The sequence below is a fragment of the Planotetraspora kaengkrachanensis genome (assembly GCF_016862895.1).
GTDB classification, from domain to species: domain Bacteria; phylum Actinomycetota; class Actinomycetes; order Streptosporangiales; family Streptosporangiaceae; genus Planotetraspora; species Planotetraspora kaengkrachanensis.
Genome location: NZ_BONV01000007.1, coordinates 63,396 through 82,074, shown reverse-complemented (window position 1 = coordinate 82,074; position 18,679 = coordinate 63,396). Strand labels below are relative to the sequence as shown.

Annotated in this window: 16 protein-coding genes; 5 read left to right on the top strand and 11 right to left on the bottom strand. The window is 69.6% G+C overall.

Annotated features, from left to right (window positions below):
* The 4 genes from Pka01_RS11495 (at position 1) to Pka01_RS11480 (ending at position 5,419) form a co-directional block, all read left to right on the top strand.
* Positions 1 to 1,923: an ABC transporter permease gene (locus Pka01_RS11495; RefSeq protein WP_239114903.1), complete on the top strand. Its 1,923-nt coding sequence runs from the start codon at positions 1 to 3 to the stop codon at positions 1,921 to 1,923.
* A complete protein-coding gene (locus Pka01_RS11490) occupies positions 1,920 to 2,900 on the top strand; it encodes an ABC transporter substrate-binding protein (protein WP_203882663.1) in 981 nt (326 codons plus the stop codon). Before Pka01_RS11495 ends, Pka01_RS11490 begins: the two co-directional genes overlap by 4 nt.
* Before the next feature lie 131 nt (positions 2,901 to 3,031).
* The gene (locus Pka01_RS11485; protein WP_203882662.1) at positions 3,032 to 3,976 is read left to right on the top strand and encodes an ABC transporter substrate-binding protein; all 945 of its coding nucleotides are present in this window, start codon (positions 3,032 to 3,034) and stop codon (positions 3,974 to 3,976) included.
* 684 nt (positions 3,977 to 4,660) lie between these two features.
* The gene (locus Pka01_RS11480; protein WP_203882661.1) at positions 4,661 to 5,419 is read left to right on the top strand and encodes an HNH endonuclease family protein; all 759 of its coding nucleotides are present in this window, start codon (positions 4,661 to 4,663) and stop codon (positions 5,417 to 5,419) included.
* Between the two features lie 3 nt (positions 5,420 to 5,422).
* Here Pka01_RS11480 and Pka01_RS11475 read toward each other — a convergent pair whose 3' ends face one another.
* The 3 genes from Pka01_RS11475 to Pka01_RS11465 form a co-directional block, all read right to left on the bottom strand.
* Positions 5,423 to 6,094 (bottom strand): response regulator, encoded by a 672-nt coding sequence (locus Pka01_RS11475; RefSeq protein WP_203882660.1) that lies wholly within the window; start codon positions 6,092 to 6,094, stop codon positions 5,423 to 5,425.
* Entirely contained in the window at positions 6,091 to 7,680 is a 1,590-nt protein-coding gene (locus Pka01_RS11470; protein WP_203882659.1) for a sensor histidine kinase, read from the bottom strand. The genes Pka01_RS11475 and Pka01_RS11470 overlap by 4 nt, the downstream gene beginning before the upstream one ends.
* A gap of 152 nt (positions 7,681 to 7,832) precedes the next feature.
* Positions 7,833 to 8,954, bottom strand: coding sequence for an RNA-guided endonuclease InsQ/TnpB family protein (locus Pka01_RS11465; protein ID WP_203882658.1), 1,122 nt, complete (start codon positions 8,952 to 8,954; stop codon positions 7,833 to 7,835).
* A 102-nt stretch (positions 8,955 to 9,056) separates the two neighbouring features.
* Here Pka01_RS11465 and Pka01_RS11460 point away from each other — a divergent pair, with 102 nt between their 5' ends.
* On the top strand, positions 9,057 to 10,427 hold the full coding sequence (locus tag Pka01_RS11460; protein WP_203882657.1) for a cation:dicarboxylate symporter family transporter: 1,371 nt from the start codon (positions 9,057 to 9,059) through the stop codon (positions 10,425 to 10,427).
* 182 nt (positions 10,428 to 10,609) lie between these two features.
* Here the strand turns inward: Pka01_RS11460 and Pka01_RS11455 are convergent, their stop codons facing one another.
* The 8 genes from Pka01_RS11455 to Pka01_RS11420 form a co-directional block, all read right to left on the bottom strand.
* A complete protein-coding gene (locus Pka01_RS11455) occupies positions 10,610 to 11,659 on the bottom strand; it encodes a CU044_5270 family protein (protein ID WP_203882656.1) in 1,050 nt (349 codons plus the stop codon).
* Positions 11,656 to 12,306, bottom strand: a complete 651-nt coding sequence (locus Pka01_RS11450) for an RNA polymerase sigma factor (protein WP_203882655.1) — start codon at positions 12,304 to 12,306, stop codon at positions 11,656 to 11,658. The genes Pka01_RS11455 and Pka01_RS11450 overlap by 4 nt, the downstream gene beginning before the upstream one ends.
* A 110-nt stretch (positions 12,307 to 12,416) precedes the next feature.
* Positions 12,417 to 12,653, bottom strand: a complete 237-nt coding sequence (locus Pka01_RS11445; protein ID WP_203882654.1) for a DUF2277 domain-containing protein — start codon at positions 12,651 to 12,653, stop codon at positions 12,417 to 12,419.
* Between the two features lie 40 nt (positions 12,654 to 12,693).
* Positions 12,694 to 13,428 carry an IclR family transcriptional regulator gene (locus tag Pka01_RS11440; protein WP_239114902.1) on the bottom strand — a complete coding sequence of 245 codons (735 nt, stop codon included), beginning with the start codon at positions 13,426 to 13,428 and terminating at the stop codon, positions 12,694 to 12,696.
* Positions 13,425 to 14,684, bottom strand: coding sequence for a (Fe-S)-binding protein (locus tag Pka01_RS11435; RefSeq protein ID WP_203882653.1), 1,260 nt, complete (start codon positions 14,682 to 14,684; stop codon positions 13,425 to 13,427). The genes Pka01_RS11440 and Pka01_RS11435 overlap by 4 nt, the downstream gene beginning before the upstream one ends.
* A gap of 49 nt (positions 14,685 to 14,733) precedes the next feature.
* On the bottom strand, positions 14,734 to 15,954 hold the full coding sequence (locus Pka01_RS11430) for an FAD-binding oxidoreductase (RefSeq protein WP_203882652.1): 1,221 nt from the start codon (positions 15,952 to 15,954) through the stop codon (positions 14,734 to 14,736).
* Between the two features lie 49 nt (positions 15,955 to 16,003).
* Positions 16,004 to 17,455: an FAD-binding oxidoreductase gene (locus Pka01_RS11425; RefSeq protein ID WP_203882651.1), complete on the bottom strand. Its 1,452-nt coding sequence runs from the start codon at positions 17,453 to 17,455 to the stop codon at positions 16,004 to 16,006.
* Between the two features lie 46 nt (positions 17,456 to 17,501).
* Positions 17,502 to 18,581, bottom strand: a complete 1,080-nt coding sequence (locus Pka01_RS11420; RefSeq protein ID WP_203882650.1) for a PDDEXK nuclease domain-containing protein — start codon at positions 18,579 to 18,581, stop codon at positions 17,502 to 17,504.
* Between the last annotated feature and the right edge of the window lie 98 nt (positions 18,582 to 18,679).

Genomic DNA, 18,679 nt, shown 5'->3' with positions numbered 1-18,679 from the left:
GTGGCCGCCCCCGCCGACATGGCGTCGCCCGTCCCCGTGACGGCGCGCGCCCAGCGGTTCGTGCGATGGCTCCCGGCCGCCGTGGCCGTGCTCGTCGTGGCGCTCTACGTGGTGTTCAAGAACACCGCCGTGCTGCCCCACGACGACGACGCGTCGTTGTTCCACTGGGTCAACGACGCCCGCGACTGGGTCGACGAGAACCGCAACACCAGCCCGTTCTTCCTGTTCTTCGTCAACTACGTCCGCCTCGGGGTGGCCGAGCTCTTCACCCTGTTCCAGACGGCGCTGACCGCTCTCGGCTGGCCTGGGCTCGTCGGCGTGGCCGCGGGGCTCGGCTGGCTGGCTGGCGGGTGGCGGATCGCCGCCGTCTCCGTCGCCGCGTTCGCCGGCATCGGCGTGCTCGGCCTGTGGGACGCCAGCGTCGACACGCTCGCGCTGACTCTTTCTGCCGTGCTGCTCTCGCTGGTCATCGGCATCCCGATCGGCGTGCTCGCCGGCCGCTCGCCGTCGGTGCGGCGCATCGTGTCGCCCGTGCTCGACGTCATGCAGATCATGCCGACGTTCTCGTACCTGTCGCCGGTCGTGCTGCTGTTCCTCATCGGCCCCGCCTCCGCGACGATCGCCACCATGATCTACGCGATTCCGCCGGCGATCCGGATCACCGCGCTGGCCATCGAGCGCGTCTCGCCCACGGTGGTCGAGGCGTCGGAGTCGCTGGGCGCCACCCGCTGGCAGACCATGCGCAAGGTGCGGCTCCCGATGGCGCTCAACACGATCACCCTCGGCGTGAACCAGACGATCGCGGCGGCGTTGTCGATGGTGCCGCTCGTCGCGCTGATCGCCGCTCCCGGACTCGGCGTGGACCTCATCCGGGCGCTCGCCCGGGTCAACGTGGGCGCCGCGCTCGTGCCGGGCATCGGGATCGTCCTCATCGCCATCGTGCTCGACCGCATCACCCGGTCGGCGGCGGTCTCGCGCGTGCGTTCCAGGATCGTGAGCTGGTCCGGCTTCGCGGTGCTGGTCGTGGCCGGGGTGGCGCTCACGCCGGTGCTGGCGCCTGAGTTCCCCGAGCAGTGGGAGATCCAGATCGTCCGCCCGATCAACGATGTCGTGAACTGGATCGAAGGCAACTGGTACGGCTTCACCGGCTTCCTCAACGACACCGTGGCGTACGGGCTGCTCAACCCGCTCCAGGACGTGCTGACCACCGCGCCGTGGTGGTTGATCACGCTGGCCGTACTGGCCTTCGCCTGGCGGATCAGCGGACTGCGCGCCGGCCTGATCGCGGCCGGATGCCTGGTCGCGATCGCGGCGCTCAGCCTGTGGGAGCACAGCATGGAGACGCTGACGATCGTGGTGGTGGCCGCGGTGATCACGATCCTGGCGGGTGCGCTTCTCGGCATCGGCGCGGCCAGGTCGCGGTGGTTCGCCGCCGTGCTGCGGCCGGTGCTCGACGCCGCGCAGACCATGCCGTCGTTCTCCTATCTGCTTCCCGCCGTCGCGTTGTTCGGCAACGGGCGGTTCACCGCGATCATCGCCTCGTTCATCTACGCGGTGCCCGTGGTCGCCCGCCTCGTCGAGGACGGCCTGCGGGCGGTGCCGGGAACGGTGCTCGAGGCGGCCAGGTCGGCCGGCTCGACCGACAGACAGCTCTTGTGGAAGGTGCAGCTTCCGATGGCCAGGAGCTCGCTGCTCCTCGCCGCCAACCAGGGCATCGTGATGACCCTGGCGATGGTGGTGATCGGTGCGCTCGTAGGCGCGGGGGCCCTCGGATATGACGTCGTGGCCGGGATCTCGCAGCAGGAGGACTACGGGAAGGGCCTGGTCGCCGGTGTGGCCCTGGTCCTGCTCGGAATCATGCTCGACCGGATCACGCAAGGCGCCAGCGGGCGCCTGAACCCCGAAAAGAAGAGGATCGCATGAACAAGTTACGCCTGGTCGCAGGTGTTCTCGTCCTTGGACTCGCAGCAGCGGGCTGTGGTGGCGCGAAAGTCGACGACACCTCTGGCGCGGCGCCGAGCTCGAACGCGTCCGCGGGCGCGGGCACGGCTCCGGCGGGCACCGTGAAGATGGCCATCAACGGTTGGGTCGGGTACGAGGCCAGCGCGGCGGTCGTCGACTACCTGCTGGAGAACAAGCTCAACTACAAGGTCGAGAAGGTCAACCTCGCCGAAGAGCCCTCGTGGCAGGGCATGGAGTCGGGCTCGGTCGACGTCGTCCTCGAGAACTGGGGCCACGACGACCTCAAGAAGAAGTACATCGAGGAGAAGGGCGTCGCCGTCGAGGCGGGCTCGACCGGCAACAAGGGTGTCATCGGGTGGTACGTGCCCGAGTGGATGGTGCAGAAGTACCCGGACATCACGGACTACAAGAACCTGAACAAGTACGCCGACCTGTTCAAGACCTCCGAGTCCGACGGCAAGGGCCAGCTGCTCGACGGCGACCCGTCGTTCGTGACCAACGACGAGGCCCTGGTCAAGAACCTGAAGCTCGACTACAAGGTCGTGTACGCGGGTAGCGAGGCTGCCCTCATCAAGGCGGCCCAGCAGGCCACCCAGCAGCAGAAGCCGCTGCTCATGTACTTCTACGAGCCGCAGTGGCTGTTCAACCAGCTCAAGCTCGTGAAGATCAACCTTCCTCCGTACACGGACGGATGCGACGCCGACCCCAAGAAGGTCGCGTGTGACTACCCGCCCTACGATCTCGACAAGATCGTGAGCAAGAAGTTCTCCGAGACCGGTGGCCCGGCCTACGAGCTCGTCAAGAACTTCAACTGGACGAACGACGCCCAGAACCAGGTCGCCGACGACATCACCAACAACGGCATGACCCCCGAGGACGCCGCCAAGAAGTGGGTTGAGGCCAACCCCACCGTGTGGCAGGCCTGGATCCCCCAGTGATCGAGTGAATCGGCCGCGATCCCTTTGGATCGCGGCCGATTCGCCGCTTTCGGTTGTGAAATACTCTGCCGGTGTCGCCCGCGGTTTCGTCGTCCGCGTTCGCCGCCCGTCCTACTTCTGATGAGGTCAATATGAGGGTCCGACTTCTTGCCGGGGTGCTCACGATCGCGCTGGCGTTGACCGCGTGCAGCGGGAGTTCCGACAACGCGGGAGGCCCGGGCGGGGGCGCCGGGACGGTTCGCCTGGCCATCAACCCCTGGATCGGCTACGAGGCGAGCGCGGCCGTGGTCGAGTACCTGCTCGTGCACGAGCTCGGCTACAAGGTCCAGCGCGTGGAGGCCGTCGAGGCGGATTCCTGGAAGGGCTTCGAGAACGGCAAGGTCGACGCCATTCTCGAGAACTGGGCCCATCCGGAGCTGAAGAAGGAATACATCGACGAGAAGAAGGTCGCCCTTACGGCGGGCGAGGACGGCAACAAGGGCGTCATCGGGTGGTACGTCCCCGAGTGGATGGTGAAGCAGTATCCGGACATCACGGACTATCACAAGCTCGCCGACTACAAATCCCTGTTCCAGACCGCGGCGTCGGGCGATATGGGGCAGTTCCTCGCGGGCGACAAGAGTTACGTGACCAACGACGCCGCGCTGATCAAGAACCTCGACCTCCCGTTCAAGGTGGTCTACGCCGGCAGCGAGGACGCGCTGATCAAGGCCGCGCAGGAGGCGACCAAGAACAAGACGCCGCTGCTCATGTACTTCTACGAGCCCCAGTGGCTGTTCAACCAGCTCAAGCTCGTGAAGATCAACCTTCCGCCGTACGCGATCGGCTGCGACGCCGACCCCAACAAGGTCAAGTGCGACTACCCGCCGTACCTGCTGGACAAGATCGTCAGCAAGAAGTTCGCGGCCGAGGGCGGCAAGGCGTACGAACTGATCAAGAACTTCGTCTGGACGAACGACGACCAGAACTCCGTGGCCTACGACATGGCCGTCGGGAAGCTGAGCGCGCAGGCCGCGGCTCAGAAGTGGGTCGAGCAGAACAAGATCGTCTGGCAGGACTGGATCCCCGCCGCCTGACCCCTCCCACGTGTGCGTTGGTAGGTGTTGGTAGGTGTTGTGGTGATCATGCGCAGGCTCGGGGATAGGCACCGCGGCCTGCGCCAACCCAGGGTGTGATCATGCACAGGTTCGGCGATCGGCACCGCGGCCTGCACCGCTTCCCGCGCGTGATCATGCACAGGTTCGGGGAGAAGCGCCTCGGCCTGCGCCAACCCAGGGTGTGATCATGCACAGGTTCGGCGATCGGCACCGCGGCCCGCGGTTATACCGCTCGTGATCATGCGCGGATTCGGGGAGGCGGCGTGCGGCCTGGCCGTTCGCGGTTCATGATCATGCAGTAGGGCCGTCTGTCGTCTGTCGTCTGTCGTCTGTCGTCTGTCGTCTGTCGTCCGTCGTCCGTCGTCCGCGCGGGCCCTGCATGATCACAATCGCCGTCAACTGAGCTCGCGGCAGGTCCTGCCGAATCTGTGCCTGATCACAAAATGCGTACGCCCTGCTCGGGCGGTGTGTCGCCGAATCCGTGCATGATCACGCCTGAGGGGGTGGGCTGGTCGGCGGCGGTTTCCTCGAATGTGTGCATGATCACCCCATGGGGAGTTGGGCGTTTATTTGCCTACTCTTGGGCATTTGCTATACCTAGGTGGCAAATTTCATGACCTAGGGGTGACTGTGGGCGGGCGCGGATCTCGGATCTTCGTCGGTATGTCGGTGGCGATCGCCGTTCTCGCCGGATGCGGGCCCACGGAGGGGCTCAGCCTGGATCCGCCGGGGCGCTCGGACTCCCAGGGAGGTGACAAGGGCGGCGGCCAGGGCGACGACACCGCGAAGTCGCACGGCACGAACCCCCTGGACAACCCGGACGGCACCGACCCGGGTCTGGGCCGGATCACCTCCGGCAAGGACCGGACGGACGCCAGGAACCTGATCGACCAGGTGAAGACCAAGGGGCGCGGACCCAAGACCGGCTACGACCGCGAGGAGTTCGGCTACGCGTGGGCGGACAACGCCGATGACGTCCCCCTCGCGCACAACGGGTGCGACACCCGCAACGACCTGCTCAAGCGGGACGGCGAGAAGGTCAAGTACCGCAGCGGCTCCGACTGCGTCGTCGTCTCGATGACGTTGTACGACCCCTACACGGGCGACACGATCGACTTCCGCAAGGAGGACGCGTCGGAGGTCCAGATCGACCACGTCATGCCGCTGTCCTACGACTGGCAGATGGGCGCCTCCCGCTGGAGCGACGCGGAACGCAAGCGCATCGCCAACGATCCGCTCAACCTGCTGCCGGTCGACGGCTCGGCCAACTCCGCCAAGGGCGATTCGGGTCCGGCCTCGTGGCTGCCGCCGGCCAAGGGCATTCGGTGCTCCTACGCCGTGCGGTTCGCCCAGGTCGCCATCAAGTACGACCTGCCGGTCACGGCCGCGGACAAGGACGTGATGCTCGACCAGTGCGCCTGACCGTCAGACGAGCCGGTAGAGCAGTTCCGGCCGTCCGACGGTCCCGTACTGGGGGACCCGCTGGGCGACCCCGGACTCGGCCAGATGTTCCAGGTAGCGCCGGGCGGTGACGCGCGCGACGCCGATCGACACCCCCACCGTGTGGGCGGAGGCGCCGCCGGGATTGTCCGTCAGCACCTGCATGATCGCCGCCATCGTCATCGGGGACATCCCCTTCGGCAGGCGGGGCTGAGCGGGCCCGTGCAGCGCGGCGAAGGCCTGGTCGACCTCCGCCTGGCCGCTCGCCTCTCCCGACGCGTCGACGGAGGACCGGAACCGGGCGTAGTGCCGCAGCTTGTCACTGAACGCGGTGAACGTGAACGGCTTGAGCAGGTAGTGCGCCACCCCCACCGACACCGCCGACCGCACGATCGACAGGTCCCGCGCCGAGGTGATCACGATGACGTCGCACAGGATGCCCGCGCCCCGCACGGCCTTGCACAGGTCGAGCCCGTGCATGTCGGGCAGGTAGAGATCGAGCAGGATCAGGTCGACCGGCTGCCGCCCGAGGAATCGCAGCGCCTCCCCGCCCGAGCGGACCACGCCGGCGACCTCGAAGCCCGGCACGCGTTCGACGTAGACCCGGTTGGCCTCGGCGGTGATCTCCTCGTCCTCCACGACCAGTACGGAGATCATGGCCGGGACTCCACAGGCAGCGGAAGCCGTACGGTGAAGACGGCGCCCGCGTCGCCGGACACCTCTATCGTGCCGTCCAGCCGCCGGACGGCCTGGGCGACCATGGCGAGGCCGATGCCGCGGCCGCTGCCCTTGGTGGTCCAGCCGCGCTGGAACGCCTCCTGCGCCGCCGCAGGGGAGAGCCCGGGGCCGCTGTCGCTCACCTGGATGAGGCACGACCTCCCGTCGGTCGTGATGCGCACGCCCACCCGGGCGGGCGGGCTGCCGGACATCGCGGCCTCCACGGCGTTGTCGATGAGGTTGCCGAGGACCGTGACCAGGTCGCGCTCGTCGAGGCCGACGTCGTCGAGTTCGGTGTCGTCGCTGATCGACAGTTCGACGCCGCGTTCGCCCGCTTCGGCCGACTTGCCGAGCAGCAGCGCGGCGAGCACGGGCTCGCGGACGGCCGCGACCACGCGGTCGGTGAGCTCCTGGGCCGCCTTGATCTCCGCGGTGGCGAAGGCCACGGCCTGCTCCGGACGGCCCAGCTCGACCAGGGTGATCACGGTGTGCAGCCGGTTGGCGGACTCGTGCGCCGCGCTCCTCAGCGACTCGGCGAATCCGCGTTCGGCGTCGAGCTGCCCCGCCAGCCCCTGCAGTTCGGTGTGATCGCGCAGGGTCACCACGGTGCCGAGCGAGCGCGACCCCGACCGTACGACGGCGACGTTGACCAGCAGCACCCGCTCGCCGGTGAGGTGGATCTCGTCGGTGCGGTTCTCCCCGGAAGCGAGCAGTTCGGTGAGGGACGGCGGCAGCCCCAGATCCGTGACGTTGCGGCCCTCGGCGTCGGCGCCGAGGCGGAGCAGTTCGCGGGCGCCGTCGTTGCACAGCGTGAGCGTGCCCTGGGCGTCGACCAGGAGCAGCCCTTCGCGTACGGCATGCAGGATCGCCTCGTGGTAGTCGTAAATTCGGCTCAGTTCGGACGGGCCGAGGCTGTGCGTGTGCCGTCGCAGCCGTGACCCGACCAGATAGGAGCCCACCACTCCGGCCGACAGACCGATCAGCCCGGCGAGCCCGGCCGCGCCGATCTGCGCGTGCAGCCTGCTGCTGATCCTCTCGACCGTGATCCCGGCGCTGACCAGAGCCCTGACCCTGCCCGCCGGGTCCTTCACGGGCGTGATCGTGCGCACCGAAGGGCCGAGCGTGCCCGTGTAGGTCTCGCTGTAGGTCCTTCCTGCGAGTGCCTCGGAGATGCTGCCCAGGTAGTGCCCGCCGATCTGGCTGCGGTTGGGGTGGGTGAACCGGATCCCGGCCGGGCTCATGATGGTGATGAAGTCGACCTTCGTCTCCGCGGTGACCCGATCCGCGTACGGCTGCAGCGTCTCCGTCGGGTCGGGATCGTCCAGCGCGTCGAGCACAGCCGGCGAGTCGGCCACGCTGATCGCCACCGCGGTGGCGACGCCCGTGGCCTCATCGGTGAGCAGGTCGCGGGCCTGCAGGAAGCCGATGGTGGTGCTCACCGCCACCGTCACGCCCACGATGACGATCTGCAGCACGAGGATCTGCCGGGCGAGGCTCCAGCGCCGCAGCCGGCCGGGAAGCGCCATCTGCCGTCTCACTTCCCCGAACACACTTCGGTGATGAACGAAATGTACGCAATGGTGACCCAGGTCCTACCGCGACGCATAGTCACTCCAGTCAACGACTCGGGCGTAGAGGCCCGAGCTTGCAGCTCATCGTCCCGACTGGAGGTCAGGTGTCAGGCCGCGTTCGGCTGATTGACAGCAGCCCAGCCCGCAACACCGCGCAAGGCGATGTTGCGGGCTGCGTTGACGTCGGCGTGCTCAGCGAAGCCGCACGACGTACAGGCGAAGGTTTCCTGGTTGGGCCGGTTGCATTTGTCGATATGCCCACACGCCGAGCACCCCTGCGAGGTGTAGGCCGGGTTGACGTACACCACGGCGACGCCGGCACGCCCGGCCTTGTAGGCGATGAACTGGCCGAGCTGGTGGAAGGACCACGAGTGCAAGGTGACCCGCTGGGGCTTGCGGAGCCGTACCCGTTCGCGGATCCCACTCAGGTCTTCGAGTGCGATGCCGCGTCCGGTGCGTGCAGCCTCGGTCACGATGCTCTTGGAGATGACATGGTTGACGTCCCGGGCGAACCGGGACTCCTTGCGACGCCGGGCCTTCAGCAGCCGCTTGGCGGACTTTGTTCGCTTGGCCTGGAGGCGGCGGCGCAGTTCCCGGTTGCGGTGGCGGACCGCGTTCAGGTGCTTCCCGGAGTGCCGTTCGCCGTCGTCGGTGGTGGCGATATTCGCGATCCCGAGGTCCACACCGAGGAAGGTGTCGGGTTCGGTGACGTCAGTGTCGGGGACGTCGCAGGTGGCGATGAGAAGCCATTTGCCGTCCCGGAGGACCAGGTCAGACTCGCCTTTGCGGTAGGAGGCCAGCGCGCGGGCCTGGTCTTCGGAGCAGCCGAACGCGACGCCCTTCATCCGGCCGTCGGCGGTCCAGATGCTCACGGTGCGCGCGTCGACCTGCCAAGACAGGCACCGGTCGTCGAACGGCTGCGCCGCGTCCGGCCGGAACTTGATCGGGTCGGTGAGCGGCTTGCGCAGCTTCGCTTTCACGTGTGCTGTGACGGTCGTGTAGGCGTCAGTGACCTTCTTGATCACATGCTGGGCCGGCTGCGCCGACAAGCCCATGTTCTTCAGTTCGCCGTAGGTGTGCGGCCGCAGGTCGTAGTTGCGGAACGTCTTGGTGTCCCACGCAACCTGGGAGACCAGGTTTGCCGCCTCGTTGCACAGGCGGAGCGTGTCCGCCAGCGCCGCCTCCTGGGCGGGCGTGGGGAACAGCCGTACCCGCACAACGAATTTCACGCTGTGAAGTTTATGACGGAAGCCGTTCCTCCCGGGTGTGAACGCCCGGGGTTCCTGGCTAGATCGTGCTGAAGTTCCTTCCCCCGAGGAAAGTGAGTGCCGATGTCCGCGTCCCCGGTTGAACCCCAGGCCGCCACCCCCGAGCGCCCAGACCGGACTCGTTATTTGTATCTCGCCGTCATCGTGGCGGTGCTGGCCGGCATCGCCGTCGGCTTCGTCGCGCCTGACCTCGGCACGGCGCTCAAGCCGCTGGGCACCGCCTTCGTCGCGCTGATCAAGATGATGATCAGCCCGATCATCTTCTGCACGATCGTGCTGGGAGTGGGCTCGGTCGCGAAGGCGGCGAGCGTCGGCAAGGTCGGCGGGCTCGCGCTCGTCTACTTCCTCGTGATGTCGACGGTAGCGCTCGCGATCGGACTGCTGGTCGGCAACCTCATCGATCCGGGGCAGGGGCTGCAGCTCACCGACGAACTCCGCAAGGCGGCCGAGGCCCAGGCGGCCACCGGTGGGGAGAGCGACACCACCGAGTTCCTGCTCGGCATCATCCCGACCACGCTCGTGTCCGCGTTCACCGAGGGACAGGTCCTGCAGACGCTGCTCGTCGCCCTTCTCGCCGGGTTCGCCCTGCAGGCCATGGGCCCGAAGGCGGCGCCGATCCTGGCCGGGATCGAGCACATCCAGCGGCTCGTCTTCCGCATCCTCGCCATGATCATGTGGGCCGCGCCCGTGGGCGCGTTCGGCGCGATGGCGGCGGTCGTCGGCGCGACGGGCATGGACGCGCTCAAGAGCCTCGGCCTCATCATGCTCGGCTTCTACGCGACCTGCCTGGTGTTCGTCTTCGTCGTCCTCGGCCCGATGTTGTGGTCGGTCGCGCGGATCAACATGCTCGCGCTGCTGAACTACCTGCGCCGGGAGTTCCTGCTCATCCTGTCCACGTCGTCCTCCGAGTCCGCCCTGCCCCGGCTGATCGCCAAGATGGAGCACCTCGGCGTGAGCCGCCCGGTCGCCGGCATCACCGTGCCGACCGGCTACTCGTTCAACCTCGACGGCACCGCCATCTACCTCACGATGGCCACGCTGTTCGTCGCCAGGGCGACGGGGGCTCCGCTGTCCATCGGAGAGCAGTTCGCCCTGCTGGCGTTCATGATGATCGCGTCTAAGGGAGCCGCCGGCGTGACCGGCGCGGGCCTCGCGACGCTCGCGAGCGGCCTGCAGTCACACCGGCCCGAACTGGTCGACGGCGTCGGCCTCATCGTCGGCATCGACCGCTTCATGTCCGAGGCCCGCGCGCTGACCAACTTCGCCGGCAACGCCGTCGCCACCGTCCTCGTCGCCACGTGGACCGGCGAGTTCGACCGGGAGCGGGCCGAGGCGGTGCTCGCGGGACATGATCCGTTCGACGAGACCACCCTGCTCGACGACGACGCCCCCACGCCGGCCAAGGAACGCGAAGAAGCCGCCCTGCAGTCCTAGAAGCGGGTACGGCGCCCTCCCCTCGCACGAGGGGCGGGCGCCGCGGGTTCCTCAGCACACGTCGCGCCTGGCTCGGTCGACCAAGCCCAGGCGCGGCCGCGGGAAACCGGTCGGTCAGGCCCAGGCGCGGCCGCGGGAAACCGGTCGGTCAGGCGCAGGCGCGGGCGCGGGAAACCGATCGGTCAGGCGCAGATCTTCTGCTTCTCGCTGATCGGGTCGGGCGCGTCCGGCGCCGCGTCCACGATCGAGACCTGGAGTTGCGCGGTGGACGAGAGCACGCTTCCGGCAGGCGCCTGCGCCGCCTTCGCGTCGACCACGGTTCCCCGCTCTCCGAGCAGCTGGAAGGTCTTCGCGTCGAAGACGAGATCCTCACGGATGCCGAAGCGCACCACGCCGACGCCGATGCCCCGCCGGCCCGCGGCGTCCGTCACACCGCCTGTCACCTCGACTCGGGGGATGGTGGCCGCCGCCTTGAACAGCGCGGCGCGCTGGGGCGCCGGCATGTAGGTCTCCCGCAGCAGGTCACCCACCATCGTCCACGCGTCGACCTCCGGGGGATTCTTGGTCCGGGGGCCCGCGAACAGGTGGGCGCGCATCTCCTTCTCGCTCGTGGGCAGCCTCTTGAGCCGCGTGTAGACGGTGTCCGGCACGTGGCCGCACGTCGGGAGCTTCATCGATTCGGTCGTGCCCGCCGCCGAGTAGGCCTGCTTGGGAACGGGCCAGCCGGGATACGGGCGCGGCTGCAGGTGTTCCGTCGTGAGCGTGCCGTCCCTGCTGCCGTCGACGGACAGCCAGATCGTGCGCCTGTCCCGGTAGAGGTACCGCGGCTCCTTGCCCGAAGAGCCGGTGGGAATCCCGATGGCGCTGTACATGGTCTCCGAGGTGACCTTGATGAACTGGTCGTTGCGCGGGTTGAGGTCGGTCGCGGCCTTTGCGGCCCTGCTCAGCACCTCGCTCGCCGACATGTTCTCGACCTTCGGCAGGGCGACCACACCCGGGGCGGGCTTCGGCGCGGGAGCCGGCGCGCCGGCCGGCTGTACACCGTTGACCACGACCACGCTCGCGCCGGCGACCACCGCCACACCCGTGATCATGATGCCGAACGGCCTGCGCCGCGAGGGGGCCTCGGCGGCCAGGGCGGTCAGCCGGCGCCGGGCGGACGCCTTGGCGGCGGGGGAGTAGGCGGGCGCCTCCGGCCGCGCCTCGGCGATCATGTCGAATTCGTCGGTCATGGTGTGGTCTCCCTGGGAAGGTCAAGGTGGCGGCGGAGCTTCGCGCGGATCCGGTGCAACCGGGATCGGACCGTCCCTGCCGGGATCTTCAGTGCATGCGCGGTCTCCTCATAGGTGAGGTCGGCCCAGGCGACGAGCAGCAGCAGCTCCCGCTCGGCGGCCGACAGCCGCGCGAGCGCGGCCGCGAGGGCGGGTCGCAGCGCGGCGGCGCTGGCGCGCTCGGCGTTCCGCTCCTCTTCGTGAAGCTCGTGCGCCCCGGCGCCGCCCGCCGTCCGGGCGAGGGCCTTGAGCCGCCGGACCTCCGACCTGCGGTGGCCGGAGATGAGGTTGCCGGCGATGCCGTACAGCCATGGCCGGGCGTCCGGCCTGTCCAGGTCGTAGCGGTGTCTCTTGCGGAACGCGACGAGGAACGTCTCCGCCGTCACGTCGTCCGCGTGCCCGTGATCGAGGCCCAGGCGCCTGCTCGCGTAGGCGTGGATCTCGTCCGAATGCCGGTCGAAGACGCCCGCGAACTCGTCGGGGTCGGTGAGCGACGCGCGGATCAGCCCGGCGTCCGTGGTCGTATCCGCCGGACCGGCCTGCGGGCCTCGCGTGGCGGCACGGCGACTCCAGGGACGGGTGCCCTGTTCGGTGGCCGCGGTACTCACCACCCGTTCTGTCCGTTCATAGGGGGATTCCTTCCGTTGGCGGCTTCGCGCCTTTCACCCCTACTCCGCCGGACCCGCCCGGGCTGTTCCCTACGTTCCGCGGACCGGATTCACGACGCGGCGGCCCCGCCGGAAGGCCGCTGACCGCGCACCTCGAGGGAGGCGAGCAGCGCCGCGCTGGCCTCGGTGATCGCCTGGACGGCGCGCTCGAAGGCCTCCGCGTTGTGCGAGGCGGGCGCCCGGAATCCCGAGATCTTCCGCACGTACTGCAGGGCCGCCGCGTGGATGTCCTTGTCCGTCACCTCGTCGGTGAACGGCGGACGCAGGGTCTTGATGCTTCGACACATACGTTCATCTTCCACGGAAACGGCGTAAACGTGTGGGGGATCAGAGCCCGAACACCGCGGAGCCGAAATCACCCGCCGCCTTGTGCAACATCGACGCCAGTTCGACGCGGTCGATGGCGTCGATCCGATCGGCCGGGCCGGACACCGACATCGCCGCGAACGTCCGGCCGCCGTCCACGACGGGGACCGCCATGCAGTGCACGCCGCCCTCCTCCTCGCCGAGGTCCAGCGCGTACCCCCGGGCGCGCACCTCGTCCAGCTCGTGGAGGAGGCCGTCGACGGTCGTGATGGTCCGGTCCGTACGGCGCGGCAGGCCGGTCCGCCGGAACACCGCGGCGGCGTCCGGGCGCTCGGCGAGCAGCACCTTCCCGACCGCGGTGCTGTGCGGCAGCACCCTGCGGCCGACCTCGGCGAACATGCGCAACCTACGCGGCGACGGCACCTGCGCCACGTAGACGACGAAGTCGCCCTCCAGCATCGCCAGGTTCGCCGTCTCGCCCGACTGCTCCACCAGACGGGCGAGGTACGGCTCGGCCCGGGAGGCGACCATGCGTTCGGCCGTGCCCCCGATCCGCAGCAGCGCCCCGCCGAGGGCGTACCGGCGATCGGACTCCTGCCGGACGTACCCGCGCGCGAGGAGCGTCTGAAGGAGCCGGTGGATCGTCCCGTACGGCAGGCCGGTCCGAGCCGCGATCTCCGACAGCCCGGCCTGGCCGCCCTGCTCGGCGAGGGCCTCCAGGACGTCGAGCGCGCGGTCGACGCTCTGCACGCTCACCTGGCGTCCTCCGAGACCCACCCCAGTGCCTGCGGGGACAGCCCGCGCAGTGAGGCGTCGAGCACCTCCGCGGTGTGCGCGACGCGGATCTCGCCCTTGCCCGCGCGCCGGATCGCGGCGGCGATCTGCATCGTGCAGCCCGGGTTGGCGGACACCAGCAGGTCGGCGTGAGTGGCCAGCACCCGTTCGGCCTTGCGGTCGCCCAGCTCGCGCGCCGCCTGAGGCTGGAACAGGTTGTAGGTGCCCGCCGATCCGCAGCAGATGGCGGACTCCGCGATCTCCCTCAGGTCGAGCTCGGGGATGCCGCGGAGCAGCTCCCTCGGCTGCGCCCGCACGCCCTGGGCGTGGGCCAGGTGGCAGGCGTCGTGATAGGCGACCGAGATCGGCAGGGGATGGCGCTCCGCGACCGTCCCCAGTTCCACGAGGAACTCGGCGAGGTCGAGGAACCGCAGCGCCTCGGCGCGTGCGGACCAGCCGGGATCGTCCTTCAGCACCTCGGCGTAGTCCTTCATGCTCGATCCGCACCCGGCCGCGTTCACCACGACCGTGTCGACCCCGGCCCGCTCGAAGGTCGCGATCGTGCGCTTGGCGAATCTCTTCGCCTCCGCCTCGCGGCCCGAATGCAGCGACAGGGCGCCGCAGCACCCCTGTCGCGGCGGGATGACCACGTCACAGCCCTCGAGCGCGAGCACTCGGACGGTGGCCGCGTTGACCTGCGGAAAGAACTCGGCCTGGACGCAGCCGGTGAGCAGCCCCACGGTCGCCCTGCGGCGCCTGCGCGCTCTGACCACGGGCGGAAGCCGTACGTGCCCGGGGACCGGGGGCGCGAGCTCGGCCATCGCCCCGAGCGTGGGGTTCACCCGCTCGAGCAGCGGCCGCAGGCGCTTGCTCATCGCCATCGGCAGCCGCATCGCCCGCAGCCTGCGCCGGTAGGGGAACAGCGCGAAGACCATGGCCCTGACGGCCCGCTCGTCGGGCGTCCGCGTGTGCTCCCGCTCGACCACGGCGCGCGTCTGCTCGATCAGGCGGTCGTAGCGCACACCCGAGGGGCAGGCGGTCACGCAGGCCATGCAGCCGAGGCACGCGTCCAGATGTCCCGCCATCTCGTCGGTGACCGGCGTGCCGTGGACATGCTGGTCCATCAGCTGGATCCGGCCCCTGGGGGAGTCCATCTCCTCGCCCCACAACACGTACGTGGGACAGGTGGGCAGGCAGAACCCGCAGTGCACGCAATCCTTGATCAGCTCGGGGTCCATGCGGCGTCCTCCATGCGAAGGCCCGGCGGCCTGCGGTCGCGGGGGTCCATCAGATGCCTCCGACGAAACGGCCCGGAGACAGCCGGCGCTCCGGGTCGAAGCGGTCCTTCACCCGGCGCATCAGGTCGAGCGCTCCGGCCGGGCCCCAGAAGTCCACCTCGACGCCGGGCGGCAGCGCCACACCGGTCATCCGCCCGCCGAACGGCCGGATCTCCTCGCGTACGGCGGTGACGAAGGCGGCGACCCGGTCCGGATCCGGCGACCCGGGCAGCGCGACGTGCAGGTCGGCCGTGGCCGCGGAGCCGCGCACGTGCGGGGCGAGGGCCATGGGGGCCGCCAGTTCGTCGACCGCGCGAAGCGCGTCGGCGGTCGCCGCCGGCGGCACGCGAAGCGACAGCAGGACGTCGTCGCCGGGCAGCCGGCCCCACCAGGAGGGCGGCTCCTCGCCGATCCCGGCGTCCACCCCCATGAGGTCCTGTACGGCTTTCGCCCGCTCGGCCGCGGCCACGCCTTCGACCAGGACCGCGAGCACGCCCCCGCCGGGAGCCGGCCGGTCGAGCTCGATCGCGGCGGGTTCGAGGGGGGACGCGGCGAGGGTCCGTAGGAGTTCCCGCCCGCGCTCGGCCTCAGGAAGGGGAGCGGTGACCCAGCGGCTGTCGGCGGGCAGCGGATGCAGGCGGAACGCCGCCTCCGTGATGACGCCGAGCGTGCCGTACGAGCCGGTGAACAACTTGCCGAGGTCGTAGCCCGCGACGTTCTTCACGACCTTGCCGCCCGACTTGGCGATCGTGCCGTCGGCCAGCACGACGGTGACGCCGATGAGCAGGTCGCGGCTGGTTCCGTAGCGGAATCCGAGCGGCCCGGCGACTCCGGTCGCGAGCATCCCGCCGACGGTGGAGCCCTCGACCGGCGGTTGCGCGACGAGCCGCTGGCCCTGCGACGCCAGCGCCTCGCCGAGCGAGCCCACCGTCACCCCGGCCTGGACGCGGGTCACCAGGTCACCGGCGGCGTGCTCGAGGATCTCGTTCAGGCAGCAGGTGTCGACCAGCAGGTCGCAGCGCTCGGGCGGCGGGCCCCAGTGCAGCATGGTCCCCGCGCCGGTGGGCACGACGGCGAGGCCGTGCGCGGCGGCCACGCGGAGCACGGCGGCGACGTCCTCGGTCGTCTCCGGCAGCGCCACCCAGCGCGGCCGGACGCCCGCCACCGTGTCGTCCTCGCCCGCCGGGCGCACTGTGGTGCCGCAGGCGGCGAGATCGGCCTCGGCGCTCATGGCAGCCACCTCCTGTGAGAGTCGGCCGGGGGCTGCGGAAAGGTGCTCATCAGAACTGCTCGGCCATGCCGGACTCCACCAGCGGATGCACGCCCTTGCGCACCCCGGGGACCTCCCCGCACAGCCGCGGGGTGGGGAAGACCTTGCCGGGATTGGACAGGCCCTTCGGATCGAAGGCGCACCGCACGAGTTGCATGGTGTCGAGGTCCTCCTCACTGAACATTCGCGGCATATATCGAGATTTATCAACACCGACGCCGTGTTCGCCGGTGATCGAACCACCGTGTTCGATGCACAGGTCGAGGATCCGGCCGCTGGCGGCCTCGGCGTGCTCGCCCTGGCCGGGCACGGAGTCGTCGAACAGGACGAGAGGGTGGAGGTTCCCGTCGCCCGCGTGGAACACGTTCGCGACCCGGATGCCGAACTCCTCCTGGAGCCGGTCGATCCCGGCGAGCACCTCGGGCAGGGCCGTCCGCGGGACCACGCCGTCCTGGACGATGTAGGCCGGGCTGATCCGCCCCACGGCGGCGAAGGCCGACTTGCGGCCCTTCCAGATCGCGGCCCGCTCCTCGGCGGAGGCGGCGACCCGGATCTCGAAGGCCCCCGTCTCGCGGCAGATCCGCTCGACGGCGGCGAACTGGTGGTCCACCTCGGCGTGCGGCCCGTCGAGCTCCACGACGAGCACGGCGCCCGCCCCCTCGGGGTAGCCGCAGTGCACCGCGGCCTCGGCCGCCTCGATCGCCAGTGCGTCCATCATCTCGATGGCCGCGGGCACGATCCCCGCGCCGATGATCGCCGACACCGCCCGGCCGCCGCCCTCGATCCCGGTGAAGGCCGCGAGCACGGTCGTGACCGCCTCGGGCGTCCGCGACAGCCGTACGGTGATCTTGGTGGCGATGCCCAGAGTGCCCTCCGAGCCGATGAACGCCCCGAGGAGGTCGTAGCCGGGATCGCGGTCCGACAACTCCACGATCTCCCCCTGCGGGGTGACCAGCTCGATCCCGACGACGTGGTTGACGGTGAAGCCGTACTTCAGGCAGTGGGCGCCGCCCGAGTTCTCCGCCACGTTGCCGCCGATCGAGCAGATCTGCTGGCTCGAGGGGTCGGGCGCGTAGTAGTAGCCCTGGTCGCGGACCGCTTCCGTGATGGCCAGGTTGGTCACCCCCGGCTCGACCACCGCTCGGCGGTTCGGGATGTCGATCTCCAGGATCCGGCGCATGCGGGAGGTGACGATCAGCACGCCGTCGGTCCGGGGGAGGGCGCCGCCGGACAGCCCGGTCCCCGACCCCCGCGCCACGAACGGCACGCCGTACTCGTCGCACAGCCGCACCACGGCCGCGATCTGCTCGGCCGACTCCGGCAGGACGACCACGCCGGGGGTGGCCCGGTGATAGGTGAGCCCGTCGCAGTCGTAGGTCCGCAGCCGTACGGGATCGGTGATCACCGAGTCCTGGTCCAGGATGTCGCCGAGCCGCTCGGTCAGCCGCTGGAGGGTGGACATCGCTACCGTTCCTCCTCATGCGCCCGCGGCCCCCGGCCCTGGTCGTTCATAGGCCGGCCGGGCCTTCTGTGATGATTCGCTCCTGAATGTCGTCTTCCCTTGCATCATCTCGCAGAGCAGGAGCGATGGCACCTGCCAGCTCCGCGGGCGTCGGGAGGGCCGCCTGGAGATCGGCGGGCAGTGTGTGGGGGCCCACCGAGAGCGGCGAGATCATCGCGCCGAGCCGGTACTCGACCATGATCTGGTCGCGTGAGGCGACCAGGAGGATGCCCAGCGTCGGCTCGTCCCGCATCCGGTCGCGGACCTGTTCGTCCACGGCGGCGACGCAGAGGTCCAGCCGGTCGGCGTGCTCGGGGGCGAAGCCGTCGGTCCGGAGATCGACGACGACGTAGCGGTGCAGCGCGAGATGGTAGAAGAGCAGGTCGGCGACGAACTCCTCGCCCCGCGCCGACAGACGGCGCCGCCTCGCGGCGAAGGCGAACCCCACCCGGAGGTCCTGGAGGAAGGTGACGACCGTGTCGATCAGCCGTGCCTCGAGGTCGCGCCCGCGCCTTTCGCCTGCGTCGAGCAGTTCCGTGACGTAGGGGTCGGTCAGCATGTCCCGCACACAGTCGCGCTCCTCCACCGGCACTGTCCTGCCGGTGTCGTACAGGGGGTGGTCCGGCCGCAGATGCAGCCCACTTCGGATCATCATCGTCAGCGTGCTCCGGGTCCAGCCCTCGTGGGCCGCCTTCATCGCGTAGAACTCGCGGGTCGGGCGGTCGTCGAGCAGGTCGAGCAGGACGACGACGTGGCCCCACGGGATCAGCTCCAGCGACTGCGGGACGAACTCCGGCCAGGCGGCGGCGAACGTCGTCATGTGGTGCAGGTTGGCCCGGGAGTACCCGCGTGACCAGGGGTATTCGGCCCTGAGGCCGGTGGCCAGGCGGGCGAGGACCTCGTCGTACCGGGTGTCGCCCAGCCGGTGGCCGAGGATGTGGCGGCCGATGCGCCAGTACTGGTGGATCAGCTCGGCGTTGGCCGTGAGCGCCGACCGGTAGTGGCTCCTGGTGATCTCGCGGGTGATCGCCCGGGGCGGTCCGGCGGCGGCGCCGGCGTGGTCGCCGGCCTCTCTGAATTCGGTCATGCTCCAGATGTACCAACGTCTGGACGGATGCGCTCGTCTAGTCGTATCTAGATTGGGATCAGGAACCTTCCGCCGGGTGGGAAGATTCCTGACCTCCA